Here is a 24,840-nt window from a genome sequence, read left to right on the forward strand (position 1 = left end):
TTATCTATGCGACTAAAGAAGCTAGATTAACCTAACAAGGCATTTAAACGGAAAATTTACAGTTGGCTGTTTTTCGTTCCTCAAACATTTTAGCCAACTATAATTTTCCGCTTAATGCGGCGTTATACGTACAAGGATGTTCGGCATGAATCTTACTAAAAACACTTTATCTTCTGTTGTGGCAGGTTTGATCTTAGCTAGTCTAGGCGCTTACCTTACTGGTTACACTTCCGCATTTGCTATGCCAATTAGTTTTGCCAAATTTATGTGGGCTTGGGATATATTCATTGTACAATTTCTAGGGTTTGGGTTATTAGCTATTCTTTTATCTTACTCCGTAGCTTATTTATCAAAGCTTAATTTCTTGTTTTCGGTTATTGCTACCTTTGTTATTGCACAACTCAGTTTATTTATTATGATGGGTGATAGCATGAATCTGTATTGGCCAAATATATTAACGATGCTCACTTGTTTAGTTCTTGGTTGGTTTACAGCCTGTAAAAAGTACGTATAACAAGTCGTTAAAGCAGGACAAAAAACAGTTGGTTTTTGCTCGTGCCTCGCTTATTTTAACCAACTATTTTTTGCCTCTTAACGAGGCGTTAGCTTTCAATTTGAGTTTGAATCAAGGATAGGTTATGAAATTACGAATGAATATGGCTACATTAATTTGTATAGCTACTTTATCAACTATAACATCAGGCTGCACATCATCGAGTTATGGTAACTCCTTTGCTCCTGTTCAAACAAACCAATCATCAAATCAATATACGTTAAAAATTTATACTGGTGGTTTTGCTGGACCTGAATATGCAAAAAAAGATTTAGATGTTGAAGCTATAAAGTTTATTGCACTTCACGAAGAGTATGTAGATTACAAAATCATTTCATCTAAGTTTCAGTTAATCCCTTCAGGTGTTAGCTTTGTTGTTGAATTTATAAAAGAAAGCTAACAAGAACTTAAAGAGGGACAAAATAAAGTTGGCTGTTTTGTTCACTCCGTTCACCTATTTTAGCCAACTCTATTTTGCCCCTTAAGTGGGCGTTATATATTTCAAGGAGGGTGTATGAAATTATCAACATTGTTTTTCATTTTATTATTAATATCTGGATGCTCAAGCACAAACCACATGGTTTTATCTGATGTTAAGACTAGCGTAGAACAAAGAGAAAGGGGTTTACCTGAACATTTAAAAACTGGTAACGTCGAAAAGTCAGATGTAAAAAAAGGTATAAAACATGCGCGTAATAATACTCTTTTGGCTGTGATATTTGATTTATTTGACTGGTAAATTGGATAATATATATAACAAGCATTTCAAGCGGGACTGCTAACAGTTTGCTCGGTTTCGCTACACATTTTAGCAAAAAATTATCAGCCCCTTAAATGGGCGTTATATGCACAAGGAGTTGCCGTGAGTTCTGAAGCAGTATTTCCAATATTTATTGGTGTTTGGGTGATTTTGGGATTATTAAGTTTTTTAGTGTTCTTTGTCAGTAAAAATGTCGAGCGTAAAAAAAGGTTTTGGACGCCATTCATAATATTTACAGGTGTTTTATTTATAGCTTTTATTTACCTTATGGGGTTTGGTGGTCAGAATCTATATATTATGATTCCTATGGTTGTGCTAATTTCATTTTTAAATATTCGATCAACAAAGTTCTGTGATTCTTGTGGTAAAACCAATATAAATCAGCAGTTTCTTTCACCTGCTAAATTTTGCAATAAGTGCGGTGAAGCACTTGAGTAAAGTGCTATAAGTTGCTCAAACGGACAAAAAACAGTTGGCTTTTGCTCGTGCCTCGCTAATTTTAGCCAACAATTTTTCGCCGCTTAGCAAGGCGTTATGTAATTAAATAAATGGAGTAGCAATATGGGTGGTATAGGGGTTTTTTCAATTTTGATAATATTTTTCTTAGTTTGGATTTTACCCGTAGTTTTAATTTTAAGTTCATCAAAAACTCGTGGTGGTGAAAAATTGGCTTGGTTGTTATTAGTAGTCTTTGTGTCTTGGTTTGCTTGGATGTTCTATGTGCTTTTAGCTCCTCTCAAAAATAAAGAAGCACCGCAGCAGTAAATTACATAACAAGAAAATAAACAAGGACACGTAACAGTTGGCTACGTTTCGCTTCACATTATAACCAACAATTAAAAGCCTCTTAGTGGGGCGTTATATTTTTATTCTTACATGGAGTTTACTAATGAGTGAAGTTGTAGAAGTTAGAGAAAAAAATAGTGCCAAACAGGATTTGAAGATCGCTTTTGTTCTTGTGCCGTTAGTTGCACTACTTGGAGGTATAGGTATCGGATTGGCTATTGCGCTCGAAGCAATAACAAAACTTACGCCTTGGCTTCCATTGTTGGCTGTAGTCCCCATAATTTCTTTTATTTATCTAATGAAGAGTTATTTTAAAAAGATAGATGCAGTGTAGTCAAAATATAAGTCACTCAAAAGGACAAAAAACAGTTGGTTTTTGCTCCTTCGTCGCTTATTTTAACCAACTATTTTTAGCCTGTTAATTAGGCGTTAGGTTTCAAATCATACACCGGAGTAGTATTTTAATTATGGACACAGTAAAAGCAGATAATATTGAAGTTGACATAGCTGACGAAAACAAAAAAAAGAATGAAACCTTAACAACGGAATTACACTTTGAGTTACTAAAGCAGTATGCATGGCTTTCGTCGGCAGTAATTGGAGTAATAATTTTCCTTATACAACTAAAAATAGTTGCCGTAGGGGAAGCAGTATATGTTTCAATGGCTTCATTAGGGCTTTCAATATTTTTTGCTGTTATTGGGCAAGATCATATTGTGGACTCTTTACTTAAAGGTAAGGATGTTTATCAAATATCTAAAATGTTGAAATTCATCCGTGGCGCTTCTATGGGTTGTTTAGGGTTTGGTGCAGGTTATTTTTCTATTACGCTTTTTTAAACCTAACAAGGCGTTCAAACGGACAAATAACAGCTGGCTGTTGTTCGTGCCTCACACATTTAGCCAGCTATTATTTGCCGCTTAACGTGGCGTTAGGCATATTCTTAGGGATGCGTTTGAATGAAATTTTTGAGTGTTATATTACTTAGTATTACTCTTTTGGCTTGTTCTTCTACAGAAGTTCATTTATATACTCGCTATTTGTCAGATACTGAAATAGAAAAAATCAGTTCAAAACTAGAAGAGTCTACTTTTAAAGTTGTTACTAATACTCTTGCTTTCCCTGAAACAATTAGCCAATCAACCCTACTTTATTCGCCATTTATTAAAGGTGATAAAACTCTAGATCTATTAATAAATTCACTTTCTAATATAGACTGGGCTATTCCTAATGTAGAAGCCCTTGTTTCAGGTAATCATTGGTATAGCAAAAATAGTGTAGGTTTGTTTTTGCTTCCTGATGGAGTAAAACAAAAAGATAGAATCGCTATTCAAGATCTTGCGAATAATTATGAAAGCCATAATTGCGATATCTTGGTGAACCTTCATTTAAATAAAAACAATACTTATAGATTATCTTTTACTAATAAAATTAATGCACGAACGGATCACCTCAAAGGAAGCTGGAAAATTAGAAGTTATCCTTACATCGAGTTAACATCCACAAACGAAAGATGGTGGTTTTACTTCGAAATAGAACAAAAAGTTGAATCAGATAAAGTGAGTAAAATAAATATTATTGAGCTTAAGCCCGTTGATCGTTATTCTTTCTTCCCTAATTGCAGCTTTGCAAATGGAATTAGAATTTAATAACAATTAGGGTAGGTGTAATATATGCCTAAGAAATTCAACAAGGACAAAAAAACAGTTGGTTTTGCTCCTTCGTCGCTAATTTTAACCAACTATTTTTTGCCTGTTAACAGGGCGTTATGGTGCTTTATATCTCACCATCTAATAAGGAAGTTGCATGTTCTACTCAATACCTCATCTTAGGTTATTTAAATTAATATCAGTTTTACTTTCAATCGTAATATTTTCTTCGATTGCTCAATCAACAAATCTTGAAATAAATGCGGAACAACGTAAAGAAGTGGTTGAAAGTATTTCTCAGATCATTATTGAAAATTACATTTTTCCTGAAGTTGCAGAGAAAAATGCTACTTATATTCAAAAGCAATTAAAAACAGGGGAATATAATAAGATTATTGATGCTGATAAATTTGCAACAAAATTAACTTTAGATTTACAACACATAAACCACGATAAACACATGGAAGTTCGAGTTAACAAGCCTGAAAAAGCCCATTCAGAGCAAGAACAAACAAATAATCCGCATTTGGAATATTTAAAGCAGGAGCAACAAGAGAACTATGGCTTTAAAGAAATTAAAATACTAGAAGGTAATGTAGGGTATGTTGATTTCCGATATTTTAGTGGTTTCGATTCAGCAAAAGCAACAGTTGATGGCGTATTACAACTTATTAAAAATACGGATGCCATTATTTTTGATTTACGAAAAAATGATGGAGGCTCACCTGAAATGGTGCAATATATTTGCAGTTACTTTTTTGGTGAAAAGACTCATTTAAATAGTCTATATTGGAGAAAAGGTGATAGAACTCAGGAGTTTTGGACTCTTGATGAATTACCGGGTAAACGTATGCCTGATGTGCCGTTATTTGTTTTAACAAGTAAATATACTTTTTCTGGTGCTGAAGAGTTTGCTTATAACTTTAAGACTCGTAAAAGGGCAACAATTGTAGGTGAAAATACAGGCGGTGGTGCAAATCCGGGTGGACCGATAGAAGTAAATAAATACTTTAGTATTAATGTTCCTACAGGTCGTGCTATTAATCCTATCACTCAAACCAATTGGGAAGGTACAGGAGTTACGCCAAATATTGAAACGACAGCAAGTAATGCTTTTAACAAAGCCCACGTCTTAGCTCAGAGTTCAGCAGAAACATACCGTAAAGCAAAAGAAAAAACAAAGGCACGTTGAGGTTTAACCCAGCACCATAACAAGAAAATTAACAAGGACACGTAACAGTTGGCTACGTTTCGCTTCGCTACACAATTTTAGCCAACTGTTACTTAGCCTGTTATTTAGGCGCTATGTTTGCATGCGTAGTATGAAGCACTTTATAATTTTCAGAGCTTTAATAAGAATTAGATGAGTCAAGTTATGCGACAAAAATTAAAAAATGCTTACTGTTTAGAAATGGATGAAGCTATTCATTTTTATGAACTAAAGGAGCTTGATTCTGCTTTTTACCATTTAGAGCGAGCCCATATTCTTGGTCAGAGCTATATAATACCTCATACGAAATCCCACTGGTGGATGCTTAAAGTTGGTTTAAAAAAGCACAATTTAAGAGAGGTATTTGGGCAGATATCCAGAATAATAGCTTCAGTATTGTTTTCCAATATTTGGGTTCCTACAGGGAATACAGGCGGAGCCAATGTTAATCCATTGAAGCCAATGCCTATTCCCGATGATTTAAAGGAAATCCTGAGTAAGTGAAACATAAGAAATTAAACAAGGACAAAAAACAGTTGGTTTTTGCTCCTTCGTTGCATATTTTAACCAACTATTTTTTGCCTCTTAATGAGGCGTCTATATTTATCAAAGGAGTTGAGTAAGCATGAAGTCTTTAATTATAATTTTAACCTTTCTTCTATCTGCGTGTGGGACTATTCAAACAGGTAATGATGTTTTTGATGCAATTTATTCGGGAACCTCCGCTGTAATAGACAGTAAAGGTGCTTCATCAAAATGCGAACAAGGTCATGCCCAAGATAGGGTGAATTGCCGTAACAGAAAACAGGCACAAGTAGATGCAATTAATCAGTCTATTAAGAAAAACAGTAGTAAATAAATATAATAAGAACTTTAAACGGAAAAAATACAGTTGGCTGTTTCACTACTTAGATGCTGCCTCAAATGAATACCCGACGAGAATTTTAAAGCTAGAAACTAGCAACATTGAAGCTGCAAAGAACTTTGATAATTTAACTATACAAATCATTGAATCAGACACATCTATATATTCAATAACCGCTAAAAAGAAATTTAAAATCTCTGCTTTATGTAATGACGAATTTCAAAAGCTATATCAACTATACAATGCGCAGTATGCTCATTTAAAGCAAAGTAAAAAAATACAAGTTGGTGACAAAGTCATTGATTCTGATGACGGTTATAAATCCTTTGATGGAAGTAAACATCTTCAGTTATTTGGTTGCTCGGTTAATGATAAAGGTATATATCAATTAGAGTTGTCACTTTGGGACTCTGAACTGCAAAAAAAATCAGATATGCTTTGGAGCAAATTTACTGCTAACAAGCCAATTAAGCGGGACTAAAAACAATTTGCTTGGTTTCGTTTCGCTACACATTTTAGCAAACAATTTTTAGCCTCTTAATGAGACGTTGGCACAAACACCTGAAATTCCCTAAGAAACAGGAAATCAATCGCTATGAATACAAATAAATCTATTCCTTACCTATCAGAAGAGATGCTCTCCGGACTAAATATTTCAACTACCGATGTCATTCATAGTATCGAAAAATTAATTATTGGCTGTGAAAATAAGTCGGCATGGAGTGCGCCAAAAGCCGTGATATTACCCGAGGATGGCCGATACATGATGGCCGCATTAGCAGCGGCCGATGATCCACCATATCTGGCTGTTAAGACCGTAATATTAAATCCTCGTAATTCTGAGAAAAATCTGCCTCAAATAAACGGGCTAGTAACAATGCTGGATAGTGAAACGGGTCTTCCCGTCGCGATTCTCGATGGAAATTGGATAACCGCCGTGCGAACTGCTGGATTGAGTGCAGTCGCCGCAAAACATATGGCCCGAAAAGATTCAACTGTAGCTGCTTTTATTGGATGCGGCGTGCAAGCTAAAAGCCATTTGAGGGCTTTTGCTGATATGTTTCCTCTTGAGAAGGTTCGAGTATTCGGTCGAGGCCAAGCCAACATGGATAGCCTCTGCGAATTAGCCGAAAGCATGTCGCTTAAACCTACACGATGTGCGACAGGCGAAGAGGCGATAAAAGGGGCAGACCTAATTGTGAGTTCTGTTACCTACTCGGCTGGCTTAGTTCCGTTTCTGGATGCAAACTGCTTAAAGCCCGGATCATTCTCAGCTATTACTGACCTCGGCGCTCCCTGGGATAAAGAACAGTTCTCTGCTATTAATCGAATCGTCATTGATGACTTGAAACAGGAAGCATCGTTACCGAATAAATTGGCTCCATCTGAATATATAACGGGTGACTTGTCTGGACTGGTTTTGGGTAAGTTTAGTGGGCGCGAGAGTGATAGTGACCGAACTGCATTTATATTCCGTGGCCACGCTCTGGGTGACCTTGCATTATCCGCATTAGCCTTACAAAGAAGTCAGGGCGTAAGTTAATCCGTGCCACATAACAAACGCCAGCACTCAGAAAAGCCACTCGCTATGCTCCTGGTTTTCTGGTGTGGTAGGCGTTATACAATCAAGTTGAACAGAGACTCATATGAAAATATTTATTAGCATCGCACTCTTAGCCATCCTATCACCAGCAATGAGTTATGCAGAAGATGTACATAAACATAAAGAACACGTAAAGGCTTCTGGAGTAGAGGCGCTTTCTCCTGATTTGCGGAATCTATTATCTGAAGAAATGAAAGCATTACAGGATGGAATGATGTCTATCATCCCCGCATACATTTCTGGAAACTGGAGCGAAATCGAAACTACGGCAAAAAAAATAAAGAATAGTTATATATTGAAACAAAGCCTAACGGAAAGCCAAGTAAAAGAATTGCATTCAGTATTACCATCTGAATTTATTGCAAAAGATCAGAGGTTTCATTATCTTGCAGGAATGCTTGAACATGCTGCACAAAGTAAAAAGCCAGAGCTAATAAACTTTTATTTTTCTGAAATGAATGAGTCGTGCGCTAGTTGTCATGCCGTATTTGCAACGCATAAATTCCCAGACTTGAAACCAACAGAAAAAGATGGGCATGAGCACTAATATGTATAACAAGGCAATCAAAATCGCCCACAAAAAGCCGTGGGCTAGGTTCGCTAACGCTCAGCTTTTATTGCGGCGTTATGCAAAAAATAAGAGAGTATCACCATGAAAGTAGTTTTTGGAATTTGTATTTTATTAGTGTCATTAACCGCTAGTGCAGAATATTACTCACCTCTGCCGTATCATGTTAGTGGGCGTCCAGCAGTTAAGTCAGATAAAGCTTCTATTGATAAGCTAATTAACAGTTTTTGGAAAGCATGGTCGGCACAAGATGCGAAAGGCGTAGCAAATGTACACTCAGAGGATGCAGAGTGGACAAATGCATTTGGTCGCTCTTTCCGAGGCTCTAAAGAATTGGAGGTTTTTTTAAGCAATAAATTATTTCCAGAGTTCGATAAGGAGGTTTCTAAGACAGAGGCTAATTCTTATAGGCCGATCTCTAGGAGGTACATTGGTAGTTCTGGAGGAGTAGTATATGGTCGGATTGAGAGTGATCGGGGATCATCCGCAGGTTCAACGAATAGGAAGATTGCATTCACATTCGTTGTAGAGAAAGTGAAGGGTGAATGGAAAATTACCAATCAAATCATTACTGATCTTAGAGAGCGGCGCAGCTAGATGGAAAATTCGTCTGTAACCAGATCGCATCACAAGCCGTTTAACGAAGACTGCTAATAGTTTGCTCGGTTTTGATTCACACTTTAATCAACAATTAAAAGCCTCTTAATGGGGCGTTATAAGCCACATAGGTTGTGGTATCTGCTAAATTTTAAGGTTATCAAATGGAATTGAAAAACACTGTAAGGTTATCCGAGTTAGATTGGTTACGGGTGATATTGATTTTCGCAGTATTCCTTCATCATGTGTGCATGCCTTTTAATGGAGATAATTGGCACATTATGAATAACGATTCGAGCAAGGTGCTCGATGATATTATGGTGTATTTTGAGCAATTTAGATTGCCAGTCCTATTTTTCATTTCAGGTGTTGGCTCTGTTATCTTGCTATCAAAAGTAACGGTAGTGAAATTTATCAAAGATAAATTTTTAAGGTTATTTATTCCCCTTTTGATTGGCTCTTTGTTAGTGATTCCTCCACAAATTTACATTGAAAATATTGTTGATATGCAATCATACTGGCAAGAGTATCCAGCGCTTGCATTAAAATTCGAAACTAATCACCTTTGGTTTATAGAGTATCTCTTTGTGTTTTTCTTGCTTGCTATCCCACTAAATAAATTATTTAGCTCGTCTTTAGGTACATCAATAATTAACTTTCTACAAAAGTTGTCAAAACACAAAATAGGGCTGTATTTACTCGTAATATTACTAATAATAATAAAAGTGTATTTTTCGTTAACTTTTCCAAGTGAAGATAAAAAGATAGAAAATCTATCTTCTTCAGCTTTCTATTTTTTCTTTTTTATTGCAGGTATGCTTTTTGTTCGCAGCAAGGTTATTTGGCAAGCAATATATGACCAACGATTTTATAATTTAATGTTGTTAGTCTTAAGCTCTGTACTCTTTTATTCGTATTATTATTCCCCTGACTTGAGCGAATACATGTCACTGGATATGCGTTGGTCTATTTGGTGGTTGGTTTGTTGTTTAGTTGCATGGTCTGCATTTTTAACCATCTTAGGTTATGCGCAGTTGTATTTTACAAAAACACCGAAATGGTTAAGCCTTAGTAACGAGTTAATCTATCCTTTTTACATTTTCCATCAAACCGTAATTGTGGTGATAGGCTTTTATGTCATCACATGGCAAGCGCCAATATCGTTAAAGGTTATTTCTCTTTTCGCTTTATCATTTTTAGTTACCAGCGTAATTTGTTGGTTTATTATTAAACCATCAAATTTTTTAAGGTTTTTGTTTGGTTTAAAGCCTAAAAATAATGTTGGGCTAGTGGCTTATAACAAGCCAATTAAGCAGGACTAAATACAGCGAGCTGTTCGCTCAGCTCCATTTTAGCCCACTATTTTTAGCCTGTTATTTTGGCGTTATACGTTTCAAAAGGATATAGCTGTTGTCAGCGTTAATTAGTCATACACCAACGTGGGTTTTTGCAATTTTTTTTACTTTGCTTGTTTTGAGCTTTATTCAAAGTAAGGAGCGGATTGTAAAAGTTAAAACTGTTTTCATATTACCCATTGTAATGATCATTTTCTCTTTTTTTGGTGTCTCGTCAGTTTTTGGATTTTCCGTCTTAACTATGAGTTTATGGGGGATGGGATTATTCACAACTTTAGTTTTAGGTTTAAAACTAGCTTACCCTAGGCTAGTTAGCTTTTCTGTTCAAAGTAATAAATTAACAATTCCTGGTAGTTGGCTTCCTCTGTTCTTCATGATGGCTATTTTCTTTACCAAATATTTTGTCGGCTTTGCTGTTGCTAGAGAATTATCCATAGTAAATGAGCATATATTCATTGTATTACTTAGTTTGCTCTATGGTGCTTTTAGGGGTATTTTTTTATCTCGTGGCTTTGTTATGTTTAAAGCAAGTAAAGTACCTGTGTAAAACGTATAACAAGCTGTTAAAAAAGGACACAACAGTTGGCTTTTGCTCATTCGTCGCTTATTTTAGTCAACAATTTTATTGCCTGTTAACAGGGTGTAGGCTTATTGCGTAATAAAGAGTTTTAAAAATATGGCTGTAAATTTGAGCAAAGATCTGATCGGTTATTTAAAAAACACCCTACCATCTTTACCTATTGTGTCGATAAATTCCTTATCAAAAACGGCAATTAAAAAATCTTATGTACCCAAAAAAGTGTTAGTTCCGATAGGATACCAGTGGGTAAATGTGTGGTGGATAACTAAGGGCGTTTTACGACTTTATTATATAGATAAAAATGGTAATGAATTTAATAAAGCTTTTTTTTCAGAAGGTGAGCTAGTATTTCCAGTTGCTAGTTTAGCTCAGGATAAACCTTCTATTTTTGTAATTGAAACTATTGAGCCTGTTGAAGTGCTTGAGTGGAAATTTAAAGTTTTCAAAAATGTTTTCGAGCGAGAGTTATTGTGGGAAAAATTTTGTTTGCCGTTTGCACAAAAATTGGCGGATGTTAAATTCATCCGAGAATGGGAATTTCTTACTTTGGATGCCAGATCACGTTATGAACGATTAAAAGAGCAGCACCCTGAGATTGTTAATCGACTGCCAGACAATATGTTAGCATCATATATTGGTATTACGCCTGTTAGCTTATCTAGGTTAAAGAGAAATTTATAATGTCGTTATCCTATGTTAATGATATTCATATAATCATTAGTTAATCTTGTTGTGGTCGTATCTACATGATACAAAATTTTACTTAGTCGCTTAACTTGGCGATAGGCACAAGGAGATAACAGTGTTATTAAATAAATTAGCGATAATAACAGGTGGTAGTGATGGAATCGGCTTTGGCATAGCTAAAGCCTTTGCAGAAAATAACGCAAATCTTCTACTTATTGCTAGAAATCAAGAGAAACTTAACAAAGCAGCAGATTATTTATCCCGATATGGTGTAAATGTCGATTTTTTGGCTGTAGATTTATCTAATCTTCCTGCGGTAATGAAAGCGGCTGAAGACATTCTTAATAAATGGCCAGAAATAGATATTTTGGTAAACAATGCAGGAATTGCGCGTTTCAATCCATTTACGGAAACCAGCATGTCTGATTTAGACATGCACCTAAACCTTAATGTGAAGTCGCCTTATTTTTTTACTCAATTACTATTTGATGCGCTTGCCGCGAAAAAAGGCGCGGTTATAAATATATCGTCATACTTTTCTCATCGCATGCTACCTGGCCGACCATCAACAGCTTATTCCTTATCCAAAGGAGCTATGGATGCATTCACAAAATCATTAGCTTATGAATCTGGTCCTCTTGGAGTTCGTGTAAATGCAATTGCACCCGGAACTGTCAATACGGCACTAGTTAAGGAAAATATTGATAGGCTATCAGAGGAGGGAAAAGATAAATTTTCTGAAATGGTCCAAACTATTTATCCATTGGGTCGCCTTGGTGAGGTTGATGACATTTCGGGGGCTGCCGTATTTTTAGCTTCAGATCAATCTCGTTGGATAACGGGCACCATTATGAATGTTGATGGCGGGCTAACTACAAATTAAAAGCCTATAAAAAAATTAAGCGGGACTACTAACAGTTAACTCAGTTCCGCTGCGCTTCACTTCACATTATAGCCAACAATGATCAGTCCCTTATTTGGGCGTTATGTTTACAAGGAGTTTTAACGTGAAAGTTAGTGTTTTAAAATTAATTCTAATCTGTACTATTGCTTTGGCAGCTTGTAACGATTCAAATGATGATTCTAGTGATGTTGCTTGTACAGAAGAATTCGTTCCAGCGGTTACAATAGAAGTAAAAGATAAAGATACTGGTGATTTTATTGCACAATGAACATTGTCGTTTTAATCAACGTTAGCTCTTCAACTTTAAAAGGAATTATTAAAGTGGCACATGCCTCAGAAACAGAATCACGAATACCCAAATTATCAATTTCTTTTAATACACTCTTATTATTTTTTGGCTTACTTGTAATTATATATTTTGGTTACGAAAGGTATGATGAGCATAAAACTGAGCAAGAAGAAGCCTCAGTATTTATTTTAAACCCTCAAGTTAATGACATTTATTTTTTAGATATGAGGTTAATCGAAGATAAACTAGAGCGTAAGAACAAATATAAATTAGCTAAAATTGTCCGCGTGAGTGATGATCGCGTAGCCATAGTCTACGGAAAATTTTTCTATCAATGGCAATATTCTGTGGTAAATAGCATTCAATACGGTGATTTAAGTAACATTAATTATTTTACCTTAATTCCTGACTATATTCCGTTTACCAAAATTAAAGAAATGAAAAGTAATGGGTCTATTTATTTAGTTAAAAGGCCAATTCGAAATAAACTATATGGTCACCTTATTAGTCTTTAAGTGATTGTAATATAACAAAGTTAATCAGGGGGTCGCTAAGCAGTTGGCTAGCGCTCGTTCCTGGTGATTTTAGCCCACTATTGCGCGCCGCTTAGTAAGGCGTTAGACCTTCAGGAGTAAAAATGAACATTGTTGTAAATCGAGCGAAATTTGAAAATGTAAATGAAGTGAGTGCATTATTTAATTCATATCGTGTTTTTTATAGTCAGGATAGTAATTTAGATGTAGCAAAAGAGTTTATATCTGAAAGAATCAAGCATAGTGAATCTGTTATATTTTACGCAATAGATAACACAGGCACTTATTTAGGTTTTACACAGCTTTATCCAAATTTTTCTTCTGTTTCAGCGAAGCGTAGTTGGGTTTTAAATGATCTTTATGTTTCTGAGTCAGCAAGACGGTTAGGCGTAGGAAAAAAATTAATGGAAGCCGCAAAGATTTTTGCAGAAAGCACGAATGCTAAGGGTATCGCACTTCAAACAGCAGAAGACAATGTAAATGCTCAAGCTTTGTATGAATCTTTGGGTTATAAAAAAGGTAGCGGCTTCTTTAGTTATTTTTTAAATCTGCAACAGGTCTAACAATAAATACACAAAAAAAAGTTGGCTTTTGTTCCTTCGTCGCTAATTGTAGCCAACTATTTTTTCCCGTTAATTAGGCGTTGGTATGAGTCGATATTATTGATGTTAAATTATAAGTATTCCTCAATATTCGGGGCTGTTGGTGTTGCAATTGGACTATGTTGTTTTTTATTTAATTACTACATGGTTCCAGTGTTATTACCTGGATATAAAGTAGTGGCTGCTCCAGCAATGTTCGTGCTAAGTTTTTTCAGTGAAGAAACTGATTTTGCACCAAAAATGATACTTTTTCTTTCAGGTCAATTTTTAGGATACTTTTTAATTGGTTGTATTGTTCAAATAATTAAAAAGCATGGTGGGTACAGACTCAGTCATAAGCCATTCAAGCAGGACAAATAATTGTTGGCTAACACTCGTTCTTAGTACATTTTAGCCAACTATTATTTGCCCCTTAACGCGGTATTGAGGCTGTAGGGTTTTTCCAAAAGGAACGTTTTTATGTTCTTTTTCTTATTGCTGTATTGTTTTTTTTTGAACTTTATCATCGCTTTCTCTGTGAGCTAATAGATATTATTCCCCCAACAGTAAAATGTTATGGCGAACTACCAATCTGATTTATCCTGTCAAAGTAAGTTCATTCCCATTGATTTCTCTCAACAAATAATCCCTGGCACTTTTGAATATGCGCTTGCGTATATTGTTGATAATCACCTTGATTTATCGGGCTTTGAACAGTGATATCAAAACGATAAAGGCGGCGCAGGCGCCTATTCACCAGGTATTTAAAAGACTGTTGCACCTGTCCACTACGAAAGCAATGTATGCGAAAACCACCTAAATCGACGGGTCGACAAGTACAATTTTTACTAGGTAAGAGTCAAAAAATCAGTCATAGCGACCGAATGAAGGTAAAAATAGACAGTCCCATTGGACGACGACAATACAGCAAGCGATTAGGGGCAATTCAACCTGTATTTGGAAATATTATCGTCAATAAAGGCATGAATTAATTCACGTTGCGCGGACAAAAAAACGTGAATACTCAATGGCAACTGTATTGTCTTGTTCATCATATTGAACAGTTAAGAAGTAGCCTGTATTAAGGCTTAAAACGCCAATATATCTCCACTTAAAAGCCTCAAAACTAAATGATGAATATCACATTAACCATAATTTAATGCTTATCGATGCAAAAATGACAACGGCACTACTCGATAGGCTAACTCATCACTGTCATATAATCGAAACAGGTAGTGATAGTTACCGATTTAAAGAATCAGCTCAAAAAAAACAACTAGAAATAACTAGAAACAGCTAGCAATAGAATGAAATAATGTGACTGCTAGGGTGGATCACTTTTCAATGCAAATGGTGGGTCATTTTTACGTGCAAAGCAATAGCAATACCCATACCCATGAACATCAGCCTATTTTACAGCCTGAAATATCTCATGGTAGTTTATAAAATCGTCGATAGGTTTGTAATTAACTAATTCATAGTTAATTACAATTTAAATTAAATAAATAAATAAATAAATAATAATATTTAATAGAAGTCGAGAACTCAATATGAATCATACACATAAATTTCGTTTAATAATAAATCGTTTTACAAACAAAACACGCCTAAAAAACAACTCCTTGTTTCTTGTGCTATCAATACTTTTAGCTGGTTGTAATGATAAAGAGCCTGAAAAGGTTTTAATCCCTCCACCTGACCCAGTTGCATCGACCCTAGATGCGGATATTAGAGCCATCATTGTTACACAAAACTTGACAGGAGACCCTAGTACAGGAAGAACATTACCTAATATCGAGGAACCTAAAGCTCAGTTAGGTATGAAACTCTTTTTTACGAAAAGTTTAGGCGGTGATCTCGATTCTGCCTGTGTGACCTGTCACCATCCTATGCTAGGTGGTGGTGATGATCTTGTTTTACCGATCGGTGTTGATGCTGAAGTGGTTGATTTGTTAGGTCCTGGTCGATTTCATAGTACAAATGGTGAACATTTTGATGGCGGTCCCACGGTGCCTAGAAACGCACCGACAATCTTTAATATCGCTTTATGGGATAATTTTTTATTTCATGATGGTCGAGTTGAAAGCTTAGGGAAAACGCCTAAATTGGGCGGTAATGATGGTTTAGGAATTCGCACACCCGATGTTTCTTTTGGTGAAGTTGATAGTAATTCGGGTGTAAATTTAGTGGTGGCTCAAGCCAGGTTTCCGGTCACATCAAAAGAAGAAATGAAAAATTTCACCACATTTGATCGGACAAATAATACTGAAGTTAGAGAAAATTTAGAACAACGTTTAGGTGATTATGGTAATCCTTTAGGTGGAAAGTTAATTGTTAATTACTGGTTAGCGGAATTTAAAAAAGCCTTTTCGACTCCTGATGGCACAGCAGAAGAATTAATTACGTTTGATAATATTACTGCTGCGATTGGTGAGTATGAAAGTTCGCAGGTTTTTGTTGAAACACCTTGGAAAGAATATGTGCAAGGTGTTGATTCTGCAATGAGTGATGCAGCTAAACGTGGCGCATTACTATTCTTTAATACTCGTCAAGATGGTGGTGCAAACTGTAGCTCTTGTCATTCAGGCGATTTTTTCACAGATGAGAGTTTTCATGTCATTGGTATGGCCCAGATAGGACGAGGTAAAGGTGATGGTGATTTTGGCACGGAAGACTTTGGTCGATTCCGTGAAACGCGAGATGAAAAAGATAAATATGCATTTAGAACGCCTTCGCTACTAAATGTTACTGCGACAGGCCCTTGGGGGCATGCAGGAGGATCAGCAACACTTCAACAAGCGATACGCACGCATTTAAATCCACAACAAGAATTGAACAATTATGACTTCTCTCAATTAGCTCCCAATATTCAAGCGGTTGATATGGTGACTAACACTCAACTTGCGATTGATAAGCTTGTGGCCAACAGAGTGAATGGTATAACTAGTATTGATGATATTAGTTTAACCGATACTCAGGTCGAAGAGTTGTTGGCTTTTCTGGCAGTACTAACAGATCCTTGTGTTGAAGACAGAGAATGCTTGGGTAAGTGGATACCTGATGCGACTGACTCAAATCCTGATACATTGCGGGTCAATGCACTTGATGCACAGGGTAATTATTTATAAGAGCATAAAGTGCGGCGAGTTATTAATAAACAATGTGCAGTCGATGTAATTGCCTTATATTTTAAGTGTTGTTTAATTAAATATAAGGCTTGAATTACTTAAAAAGAAGTCGGTAACAAAATCTGTGTAACTGCCTATCATTATACCCAACTAGGGTTTAGGATAGGCAGATTATGAATAAGAAAGTACTAGAAGCATTTACTAAGCAAGCAGCCAAGCATTAAGTCAAAGGCTTAACTGACTTTTGTAAAATACTCACTATAACATTCTTGTTTTAATCGCATTTGCTAAAACACTGAGAATATCTTCACTAGTATCTAGGTTAATACACTTATCGGTAATACTTTGTCCATAAACAAGCGGTTGCTCGGCAACAACTTTTTGATTACCCTCAACTAAAAAGCTTTCAATCATCACGCCAAATATTGATTGATTACCGGCTTGTATTTGCTCAGCCAGTGACTGTGCTACGTCCATTTGTTTATTATGATCTTTATAGCTATTGCCATGACTACAATCGATCATCACTTTTTCTGCTAATACTGATTTAGTCAAGGTTTCGCATGTGGCCTTGATATACTCTTCTTGATAGTTAGGTGTTTTACCACCGCGTAAAATAACGTGAGCAAAAGGGTTGCCATGGGTTTGATAAATACACATTTGACCACTTTTATTTGGCGAATAAAGTACATGCGGAACACTGGCCGCTTTAATGGCGTCAACCGCAATTTGAATATTGCCATCGGTACCGTTTTTAAAGCCAACGGGGCAAGAAAGCGCAGAAGCTAGTTCTCTATGCACTTGGCTTTCTGTGGTACGTGCGCCAATAGCGCCCCAGCTGATCAAATCGGAAATATATTGGCCAGTGACCATATCTAAAAATTCAGTGCCGGCAGCTAAGCCTAATTTATTAATTTGCAGTAACAAATTACGTGCTAGATTGAGTCCTTTGGCGACTTGGAACGATTTATCTAAATCAGGATCGCTGATTAAACCTTTCCAACCTACGGTTGTGCGGGGTTTTTCAAAATACACTCGCATGACAATCAATAAGTCATCAGCATATTTTTCTTGCAAGACTTTTAATTTTTTAGCGTAGTCTATTGCCGCATCAGTATCATGAATAGAACAAGGGCCAATAATGACCAGTAAACGTTTATCATCACCTTTAATAATGGCTTCAATATCCTTGCGGCTATTGATAATAAAATTCGCGGTTTCATCGTCAAGTGGGATCTGTTGAGCAAGTTCAGCAGGAGAAACTAAATTGTCAATTAATGTGGTTCTAAATTCATCAGTTTTTATGGTCATGGGCTATCAAATACTTGTTAGCCTGCATATAGCTATGCAGCGCAATAATAATATCGCGCTAACATAACGAAAATAGTGGGTTAAGTGAACCGCTTTCTACCTTTATTATATAACTAAATGCTCTTAAGCTAATATTTATAGCGCTGAAGACCTGTTTTCGATAATATTTTTGCGGTTATTTCTTCAATAGACAGCTTAGTGGTATTTAGGAATGGAATTTTTTCTTGTTTATATAGTTTTTCAACTTCTCTTACTTCCATGCGACATTGCCGCGCTGATGAGTATTTAGTATTGGCCATTCTACCATCGCGAATATCAACTAAACGTTCTGCATCTATGGTTAAACCAAAGAGTTTCTTTTTATGCATTTTTAAAAAATCGGGTATTTTAAGTTCGTCCATATCATCGTCAGTAAATGGGTAGTTTGCTGCTTTGATACCGTATTGCAGGGCTAAGTAAAGCGCTGTTGGTGTTTTACCTGAGCGGGAAACACCCACCAGTATTACGTCAGCATGCTCATAGTTAGTGACATTTGAACCATCATCATTTGCCATAGAATAGTTAACCGCCTCGATGCGATAGTCATAACTATTCTCATGAATGCTATGTGTTCTATGGGCTTTGGGTTTAGCTTGAAGACCAAGCTGTTGTTCAAGTGGCGCAATAAAGTGTTCGAGAAAATTATAAATAATGCCGTCGCAGCCGTCGATAATCTCTCGAATATCTGGATTAACGAAGGTATGAAAAACCAGTGGCGGTACGCCAGTTCGCTTTGCCGCTTTATTTATCCGCTTGCAAGCCTCAAGTGCTTTTTCCTTAGTTTCTACAAAAGGAATGGTGTCGTGTTCAAATTCCATTGGAAAAAGTGACAATAAGGCATGACCAAAAACTTCAGAAGTGATCGCTGTACCGTCAGAAATATAAAAAGCTGCTCGCATAGTTAATCCTATATATTTTGCTGTGATGAATAGGGGATAATGCAATCGTCCCGAGTGAAAACTTGCAAATAGTGCTTTAGTTTCAAGGTTAGCAGTGTAAAATGTCTGCAGCGTGAAATACACCATTTAATGAAACATACTTTGATAAAAGCGTTAAGAAAGCTATTTTTAGGCTATTTTCTGTTTACGGGTTACTAGATTATTTTAAAATTGCTTTCTTAAATTTTATTAATTTGATGGAGATGTTGTCGTGCAAGAATATGTGCTTTGGTATGAAAATTTAGGTATGAATGATGTGGATCGCGTAGGCGGTAAAAATGCATCATTGGGTGAAATGATTTCTAACCTTTCAAATGTTGGTGTGCAAGTGCCGGGTGGCTTTGCAACTACCTCATTTGCTTTTAATGAATTTTTAGAACAAAGCGGCCTGAACGACAAAATTTATCAGCTGTTAGATGATTTAGATGTGGGTGATCTTAATGCCTTAGCTGAGTGTGGTGGTAAAATTCGTCAATGGGTTATTGAGACGCCATTTTTACCCGATATGCAGCAAGACATTGAAAAAGCTTATGCAAAACTTGCCGGTGGCTTTGCCGATGACGCTTCATTTGCCGTACGTTCATCAGCAACCGCTGAAGACATGCCCGACGCTTCTTTTGCTGGCCAACAAGAAACTTTCCTCAATGTTCGCGGTTTAGACGCGGTAATGATCGCGATTAAACACGTATTTGCTTCACTGTTTAATGACCGTGCTATTTCTTACCGTGTACACCAAGGTTATGACCATCGTGGTGTTGCGCTTTCTGCGGGCATTCAACGTATGGTGCGCAGTGATATTTCTTCTAGTGGTGTCATGTTCTCTATTGATACTGAATCAGGCTTTGAAGATGTAGTCTTCATTACGTCAAGCTATGGTTTAGGCGAAATGGTGGTGCAGGGCGCGGTTAACCCTGATGAATTTTATGTTCATAAGCCAACATTAGCAAAAGGTAAACCTGCGGTTGTACGGCGCAATATTGGTAGTAAAGCCATTAAAATGATTTACGCTGATAATCCAGAACACGGTAAACAAGTTGAAATTGTTGATATTGACCAAGCGCAATCAGATACTTTCTCTCTTACAGACCAAGAAGTTGAAGAATTAGCGAAGCAAGCGGTAGTGATTGAAAAACATTATGGCCGTGCTATGGACATTGAATGGGCTAAAGACGGTCTAGACGGTAAGTTGTACATTGTACAAGCGCGACCAGAAACAGTTAAAAGCCGTGAAAATGCTAATGTGATGGAGCAATTTCAATTACAAGCTAGCGCCAACATTATTTGTGAAGGTCGCTCGATTGGTCATAAAATAGGGAGTGGTAAAGCTAAAGTTTTATCTTCGCTGGCTGAAATGGATAAAATTTTACCGGGTGATGTGTTAGTGACCGATATGACGGATCCAGATTGGGAGCCTATTATGAAACGTGCTTCCGCTATTGTGACTAACCGTGGCGGTAGAACTTGTCATGCCGCGATTATTGCCCGTGAAATGGGTATTCCAGCGGTGGTTGGTTGCGGTGATGCGACCAGTAAAATATCTACAGGTGACGAAGTAACCGTTTCTTGTGCAGAAGGTGATACAGGCTTTATTTATCAAGGTCAATTGGACTTTACCGTTACCACTTCAGAAGTGGATGCAATGCCAGAGTTACCATTAAAAATAATGATGAATGTGGGTAACCCGGATCGTGCTTTTGCCTTTGCTCGTTTGCCACATGCCGGTATTGGTTTGGCGCGCTTAGAATTTATCATTAACAAAATGATTGGTGTTCATCCCAAAGCACTATTGAACTTTGACGAACAATCAGCAGAACTTCAAGAAGAAATTCGCGAGATTATTGCCGGTTATGACAACCCCGTTGAATTTTACATTGCTAAGCTAACTGAGGGTATTTCTACTTTAGCTGCAGCCTATGCGCCAGAAAAAGTGATTGTGCGTATGTCTGATTTTAAATCAAACGAATATGCAAACTTAGTCGGTGGCGAAGGTTTTGAGCCAGAAGAAGAAAATCCTATGATAGGTTACCGTGGTGCTTCACGTTATATATCGAAAGATTTTAGAGATTGTTTTGCGCTTGAATGTGAGGCGATTAAACGCGTACGTAACGACATGGACATGACCCATGTTGAGATTATGATCCCATTTATTCGCACCCTTGGCGAAGCCGCTGCAGTTATTGATATTCTAGCAGAGCATGGTTTAAAACGTGGTGAAAATGGACTGCGTATTATTATGATGTGTGAATTACCGTCGAATGCTTTATTAGCCGATCAATTTTTAGACTACTTTGATGGTTTCTCTATTGGCTCTAATGATTTAACGCAATTAACTTTAGGTTTAGACCGTGACTCTGGTTTAGTGGCTCACCTGTTTGATGAACGAGATCCTGCGATTAAAATTTTGTTAGAAATGGCGATTAACGCCTGTAAGGCACGTGGGAAATATGTCGGTATTTGTGGTCAAGGTCCGTCAGATCACCCTGATTTTGCTGCATGGTTAGTTGAAAAGGGCATTGAAAGTTTATCACTGAACCCTGACACTGTTTTACCTACCTGGTTATATTTAGCAGAACAGCATAATAAAAGTAAATAGCCGTTTATACGGGTACTAATCTGCTGCTTGAAGCTGAGTTGAAGTAGAGCAGATTTACATTACGTTTACATTGAATCAAGCCTAGGTGCTTTTTATCATGACGATGATAAAAAAGTTCTTAGGCTTTTTTTGTTAACTGATCAAATTGACAATATGCCGTGATATAATATGACCACATAATATTGTTAATAGACTTTTCACCTATGTTACCTCGCTTAAGTCCTCAAGAGTTAGTTTCTCCTTTATATCAAGAGTTTGCCAAAATCTTGGCGACTAAACATTTTACCGGTGATATAAACTTTCAATATAGCGCACGTTTAGCGCACGCCACCGACAATAGTATTTATCAACAACTGCCACAATTAGTGCTGCATCCACGCTGTAAGCAAGACATTCAAGTGGTGACACTACTGGGCAGCGAAGCGCAATTTAACGCGATAAAGTTTAGTGCTCGCGGCGGCGGTACGGGTACTAATGGCCAAAGTTTAACGCCGGGTATCGTGCTTGATTTATCAAAATATATGAATAGTATTTTAGAGATAAATGTCGAAGAGAATTGGGTTAGAGTCGAAGCTGGGGTGATTAAAGACCAATTAAATGATTATCTTAAGCCTTATGGTTTTTTCTTTTCTCCTGATTTATCTACCAGCAGCCGAGCCACTATTGGTGGCATGATTAACACGGATGCGTCAGGTCAAGGCTCGTTAGTTTATGGTAAAACCTCTAACCACGTTTTAGCACTTGAAAGCGTATTAGTGAATGGCGAATTTTTAAATACAAAACCCCAAACTATTGCTCAAGCACAGGCATTAGCCCAGCAAGACAGTACTGAAGCAAAACTGATGCAACAAGTACTGAAGTCTTGTGGGGATAATCGCGCATTAATTTTAGAAAAATTTCCCCGCTTGAACCGATTTCTCACCGGCTATGATCTAGAACATGTTTTTAATGATGACTTATCGATAGTAGATTTAAGCCGTATTATTACTGGCTCTGAAGGCTCGTTAGCCTTTGTTTGTGAAGCCAAACTAAATCTAACGCCGATAGCTAAAGCTAAAACGCTGATTAACATTAAATATGACAGTTTTGACTCGGCGTTACGTCATTCACCGAGACTAGTGCAAGCTAAAGCGACGTCAGTTGAAACTATTGACAGTAAAGTATTGAACTTAGCTAAACAAGATATTGTTTGGCAACTGGTTAGCGATATGTTGCAAGATGTTGATGGCGCCGTAATGGACGGCATCAATATGGTGGAATACAACGGCGAGAGTGTTGAAGGTCTGGCCGAGCAAGTTAGCGCCTTATGCGTAGAGCTTGATAAAGATATAGCTAACAAAACCGGTGTTATTGGTTATCAAGTTACCTCAGATCTAGCCAGTATTGGCAAGTTATATGGCATGCGTAAGAAAGCGGTTGGTTTATTAGGTAATACCAAAGGGAGTCAAAAGCCGTTAGCGTTTGCTGAAGACACCGCCGTACCGCCAGAACATTTAGCTGACTATATTGTTGAGTTTAGACAGTTACTCGATAGCCATGGTTTACATTATGGTATGTTTGGTCATGTTGATGCCGGTGTTTTACATGTTAGACCTGCATTGGATATGTGCGATCCAGAGCAAGAGCTTTTACTGAGAGAAATTTCAGATCAGGTGGTGGCATTAACCGCTAAATATGGTGGTTTAATGTGGGGCGAGCATGGTAAAGGTTATCGCAGTGAATATGGCCCTGAATTTTTTGGTGCGACTTTATTTACCGAATTAAGAAAGATCAAAGCCGCTTTTGATCCGTTAAATAAAATGAACCCAGGTAAAATTTGTACGCCTTATCATTCCACTGACAAGCTAGTTTCTGTTGATGACAAAAAGCGTGGTTTTTATGACCGACAAATACCTGTGACGGTAAAAGACTCCTTCAGTTCTGCGCTTGACTGTAATGGTAATGGCTTGTGCTTTAACTATGATGTAGACAGCCCTATGTGTCCTTCAAGCAAGGTAACACGAGATCGCAGGCATTCGCCCAAAGGTCGAGCTGGCTTAATGCGAGAGTGGTTGCGCTTAGTCGAATCTAAAGGTGTTGATGTGCTAGCGTTGGAGCAAAACATACAACATTGGTCGGTAAAAAGATTATTAGACAAGGTGAAAAATCGTTTCAATAGTCAGTTTAAAACTGTTGAAAACGATGATTTTTCCCATGAAGTGATGGAAGCCATGCAAGGGTGTTTAGCGTGTAAAGCTTGCGCGAGTCAGTGTCCTATTAAAGTTGATGTACCTGATTTTAGGGCTCGATTTATTAACCTTTATCACTCGCGATATTTTAGACCGTTAAAAGATCACTTAGTGGCGAATGTAGAATTAATGACGCCAGTCATGGCTAAAGCTCCGAAAATAGTCAATAGTGTTTTGGCATCTAATATTTACGATAAATTCTCGCAAGTGACTATCGGCTATGTTGACACGCCTTTATTGTCGACACCAACATTAGCGCAAAGGGTTACTAAGCATAAATTTACTGCCTTTGATTTATCAGCACTTAAAAGTTTGTCTGCTGATAAACGTGCGAAGTCATTGTTAATTGTTCAAGACCCATTTACCTCGTTTTATGATGCAAAAGTGGTTGAAGACTTTATGTTGTTGGTGAAAAAGCTTGGTTTTGAACCTATATTATTACCCTTTAAGCCCAATGGTAAGCCGCAACACGTAAAAGGTTTTTTAGCTAAGTTTGCCAAAACGGCTAAATCAACGGCAGAATTTTTAAATCAGATTCATCAACTCGACATGCCTATGGTGGGTTTAGACGCCTCACTAGCCTTATGTTTCAGGGACGAATATAACCAGGTATTAGGTAATAATCGTGGCGATTTTGAGGTCAAATTAGCACATGAATGGCTAATAGCGATTATTGCATCACAAAGTAGCAGGGTGATTGAACAAGCGTTTAAGAGCGAAAATTCTGTAGACTACAAGCTCTTTGCTCATTGCACGGAAAAAACCGCATTAGCCGGTAGTGAAGGGCAGTGGCAGCATATATTCCAACACTTTGGTTTGTCGTTATCCAGTGTGTCAGTTGGCTGTTGTGGTATGGCAGGGACCTATGGCCATGAAAAAGTTAATTTAGATAACTCGAAAGCACTGTATAAAATGAGTTGGCATAATAAAGTAGCCGATTTGGCTACGGAGCAAATATTGGTTACTGGCTACTCATGTCGTAGTCAAATAAAGCGCTTAGATAACAAGGTAACCTTGCATCCAGTGCAGGCTTTATTAAACGTCTTATAGCCTATTTTTAGCATCAACACTTAACCTGGTTGG

At 37.1% G+C, this 24,840-nt stretch carries 30 protein-coding genes and 2 pseudogenes; 30 read left to right on the top strand and 2 right to left on the bottom strand.

Annotated elements, in window-relative coordinates:
• Nucleotides 1–145 precede the first annotated feature (145 nt).
• The 28 genes and pseudogenes from H4J54_RS10735 (at nt 146) to H4J54_RS10865 (ending at nt 16,648) form a co-directional block, all read left to right on the top strand.
• Nucleotides 146–514, top strand: coding sequence for a hypothetical protein (locus H4J54_RS10735; RefSeq protein ID WP_182190878.1), 369 nt, complete (start codon nt 146–148; stop codon nt 512–514).
• Between the two features lie 124 nt (nt 515–638).
• A complete protein-coding gene (locus H4J54_RS10740; protein WP_182190879.1) occupies nt 639–953 on the top strand; it encodes a hypothetical protein in 315 nt (104 codons plus the stop codon).
• A gap of 114 nt (nt 954–1,067) precedes the next feature.
• Complete coding sequence (locus H4J54_RS10745) at nt 1,068–1,292, top strand: hypothetical protein (RefSeq protein ID WP_108455948.1); 225 nt, start codon at nt 1,068–1,070, stop codon at nt 1,290–1,292.
• Between the two features lie 123 nt (nt 1,293–1,415).
• The gene (locus tag H4J54_RS10750) at nt 1,416–1,751 is read left to right on the top strand and encodes a hypothetical protein (RefSeq protein WP_182190880.1); all 336 of its coding nucleotides are present in this window, start codon (nt 1,416–1,418) and stop codon (nt 1,749–1,751) included.
• 123 nt (nt 1,752–1,874) lie between these two features.
• Nucleotides 1,875–2,078 carry a hypothetical protein gene (locus tag H4J54_RS10755; RefSeq protein WP_182190881.1) on the top strand — a complete coding sequence of 68 codons (204 nt, stop codon included), beginning with the start codon at nt 1,875–1,877 and terminating at the stop codon, nt 2,076–2,078.
• A gap of 124 nt (nt 2,079–2,202) precedes the next feature.
• Entirely contained in the window at nt 2,203–2,433 is a 231-nt protein-coding gene (locus H4J54_RS10760) for a hypothetical protein (RefSeq protein WP_182190882.1), read from the top strand.
• 133 nt (nt 2,434–2,566) lie between these two features.
• Nucleotides 2,567–2,938, top strand: coding sequence for a hypothetical protein (locus tag H4J54_RS10765; RefSeq protein WP_182190883.1), 372 nt, complete (start codon nt 2,567–2,569; stop codon nt 2,936–2,938).
• Between the two features lie 120 nt (nt 2,939–3,058).
• On the top strand, nt 3,059–3,748 hold the full coding sequence (locus H4J54_RS10770; protein WP_182190884.1) for a hypothetical protein: 690 nt from the start codon (nt 3,059–3,061) through the stop codon (nt 3,746–3,748).
• Nucleotides 3,749–3,905: 157 nt separating this feature from the next.
• Entirely contained in the window at nt 3,906–4,940 is a 1,035-nt protein-coding gene (locus H4J54_RS10775; RefSeq protein ID WP_182190885.1) for a S41 family peptidase, read from the top strand.
• Nucleotides 4,941–5,111: 171 nt separating this feature from the next.
• Complete coding sequence (locus tag H4J54_RS10780) at nt 5,112–5,462, top strand: DUF3703 domain-containing protein (protein WP_259367098.1); 351 nt, start codon at nt 5,112–5,114, stop codon at nt 5,460–5,462.
• 121 nt (nt 5,463–5,583) lie between these two features.
• Nucleotides 5,584–5,817 carry a hypothetical protein gene (locus tag H4J54_RS10785; RefSeq protein WP_182190886.1) on the top strand — a complete coding sequence of 78 codons (234 nt, stop codon included), beginning with the start codon at nt 5,584–5,586 and terminating at the stop codon, nt 5,815–5,817.
• Nucleotides 5,777–6,304 (top strand): hypothetical protein, encoded by a 528-nt coding sequence (locus tag H4J54_RS10790; RefSeq protein ID WP_182190887.1) that lies wholly within the window; start codon nt 5,777–5,779, stop codon nt 6,302–6,304. The genes H4J54_RS10785 and H4J54_RS10790 overlap by 41 nt, the downstream gene beginning before the upstream one ends.
• A 114-nt stretch (nt 6,305–6,418) precedes the next feature.
• Nucleotides 6,419–7,366: an ornithine cyclodeaminase family protein gene (locus tag H4J54_RS10795; protein ID WP_182190888.1), complete on the top strand. Its 948-nt coding sequence runs from the start codon at nt 6,419–6,421 to the stop codon at nt 7,364–7,366.
• 103 nt (nt 7,367–7,469) lie between these two features.
• The gene (locus H4J54_RS10800; RefSeq protein ID WP_182190889.1) at nt 7,470–7,973 is read left to right on the top strand and encodes a cytochrome c; all 504 of its coding nucleotides are present in this window, start codon (nt 7,470–7,472) and stop codon (nt 7,971–7,973) included.
• 105 nt (nt 7,974–8,078) lie between these two features.
• On the top strand, nt 8,079–8,591 hold the full coding sequence (locus tag H4J54_RS10805) for a DUF4440 domain-containing protein (protein WP_182190890.1): 513 nt from the start codon (nt 8,079–8,081) through the stop codon (nt 8,589–8,591).
• 164 nt (nt 8,592–8,755) lie between these two features.
• On the top strand, nt 8,756–9,913 hold the full coding sequence (locus H4J54_RS10810) for an acyltransferase (protein WP_182190891.1): 1,158 nt from the start codon (nt 8,756–8,758) through the stop codon (nt 9,911–9,913).
• 88 nt (nt 9,914–10,001) lie between these two features.
• Nucleotides 10,002–10,493, top strand: coding sequence for a DUF6622 family protein (locus H4J54_RS10815; RefSeq protein ID WP_182190892.1), 492 nt, complete (start codon nt 10,002–10,004; stop codon nt 10,491–10,493).
• Nucleotides 10,494–10,622: 129 nt separating this feature from the next.
• Complete coding sequence (locus H4J54_RS10820) at nt 10,623–11,207, top strand: Crp/Fnr family transcriptional regulator (protein WP_182190893.1); 585 nt, start codon at nt 10,623–10,625, stop codon at nt 11,205–11,207.
• 121 nt (nt 11,208–11,328) lie between these two features.
• The gene (locus H4J54_RS10825; protein ID WP_220464273.1) at nt 11,329–12,096 is read left to right on the top strand and encodes an SDR family NAD(P)-dependent oxidoreductase; all 768 of its coding nucleotides are present in this window, start codon (nt 11,329–11,331) and stop codon (nt 12,094–12,096) included.
• Nucleotides 12,097–12,220: 124 nt separating this feature from the next.
• A complete protein-coding gene (locus tag H4J54_RS10830) occupies nt 12,221–12,385 on the top strand; it encodes a hypothetical protein (protein ID WP_182190894.1) in 165 nt (54 codons plus the stop codon).
• 53 nt (nt 12,386–12,438) lie between these two features.
• Nucleotides 12,439–12,921: a hypothetical protein gene (locus H4J54_RS10835; protein WP_182190895.1), complete on the top strand. Its 483-nt coding sequence runs from the start codon at nt 12,439–12,441 to the stop codon at nt 12,919–12,921.
• Nucleotides 12,922–13,043: 122 nt separating this feature from the next.
• A complete protein-coding gene (locus tag H4J54_RS10840; protein ID WP_182190896.1) occupies nt 13,044–13,502 on the top strand; it encodes an N-acetyltransferase in 459 nt (152 codons plus the stop codon).
• Between the two features lie 102 nt (nt 13,503–13,604).
• On the top strand, nt 13,605–13,901 hold the full coding sequence (locus tag H4J54_RS10845; protein WP_182190897.1) for a hypothetical protein: 297 nt from the start codon (nt 13,605–13,607) through the stop codon (nt 13,899–13,901).
• Between the two features lie 195 nt (nt 13,902–14,096).
• A complete protein-coding gene (locus tag H4J54_RS10850; RefSeq protein ID WP_259367097.1) occupies nt 14,097–14,240 on the top strand; it encodes a hypothetical protein in 144 nt (47 codons plus the stop codon).
• A 38-nt stretch (nt 14,241–14,278) separates the two neighbouring features.
• Nucleotides 14,279–14,512, top strand: a pseudogene (locus tag H4J54_RS10855) (transposase); the annotation flags it as partial.
• Nucleotides 14,513–14,688: 176 nt separating this feature from the next.
• Nucleotides 14,689–14,820: pseudogene (locus tag H4J54_RS10860) on the top strand (ATP-binding protein); the annotation flags it as partial.
• 17 nt (nt 14,821–14,837) lie between these two features.
• Nucleotides 14,838–14,966, top strand: coding sequence for a hypothetical protein (locus H4J54_RS19445; RefSeq protein ID WP_259367096.1), 129 nt, complete (start codon nt 14,838–14,840; stop codon nt 14,964–14,966).
• 104 nt (nt 14,967–15,070) lie between these two features.
• On the top strand, nt 15,071–16,648 hold the full coding sequence (locus H4J54_RS10865; RefSeq protein ID WP_182190898.1) for a cytochrome-c peroxidase: 1,578 nt from the start codon (nt 15,071–15,073) through the stop codon (nt 16,646–16,648).
• Nucleotides 16,649–16,906: 258 nt separating this feature from the next.
• On the opposite strand, the gene H4J54_RS10870 is transcribed toward H4J54_RS10865, so the two are convergent.
• On the bottom strand, nt 16,907–17,959 hold the full coding sequence (locus H4J54_RS10870) for a 3-deoxy-7-phosphoheptulonate synthase (RefSeq protein WP_182190899.1): 1,053 nt from the start codon (nt 17,957–17,959) through the stop codon (nt 16,907–16,909).
• A gap of 128 nt (nt 17,960–18,087) precedes the next feature.
• The gene (locus H4J54_RS10875) at nt 18,088–18,897 is read right to left on the bottom strand and encodes a pyruvate, water dikinase regulatory protein (RefSeq protein ID WP_182190900.1); all 810 of its coding nucleotides are present in this window, start codon (nt 18,895–18,897) and stop codon (nt 18,088–18,090) included.
• Nucleotides 18,898–19,147: 250 nt separating this feature from the next.
• Here H4J54_RS10875 and ppsA point away from each other — a divergent pair, with 250 nt between their 5' ends.
• Together ppsA and H4J54_RS10885 are read left to right on the top strand one after the other, a co-directional pair.
• Complete coding sequence (gene ppsA, locus H4J54_RS10880; RefSeq protein ID WP_182190901.1) at nt 19,148–21,529, top strand: phosphoenolpyruvate synthase; 2,382 nt, start codon at nt 19,148–19,150, stop codon at nt 21,527–21,529.
• A 203-nt stretch (nt 21,530–21,732) separates the two neighbouring features.
• Nucleotides 21,733–24,807 (top strand): FAD-binding and (Fe-S)-binding domain-containing protein, encoded by a 3,075-nt coding sequence (locus H4J54_RS10885; protein ID WP_182190902.1) that lies wholly within the window; start codon nt 21,733–21,735, stop codon nt 24,805–24,807.
• Nucleotides 24,808–24,840: the final 33 nt, after the last annotated feature.

The organism is Colwellia sp. MB3u-8, assembly GCF_014076985.1.
Classification (GTDB): Bacteria; Pseudomonadota; Gammaproteobacteria; order Enterobacterales; family Alteromonadaceae; genus Cognaticolwellia.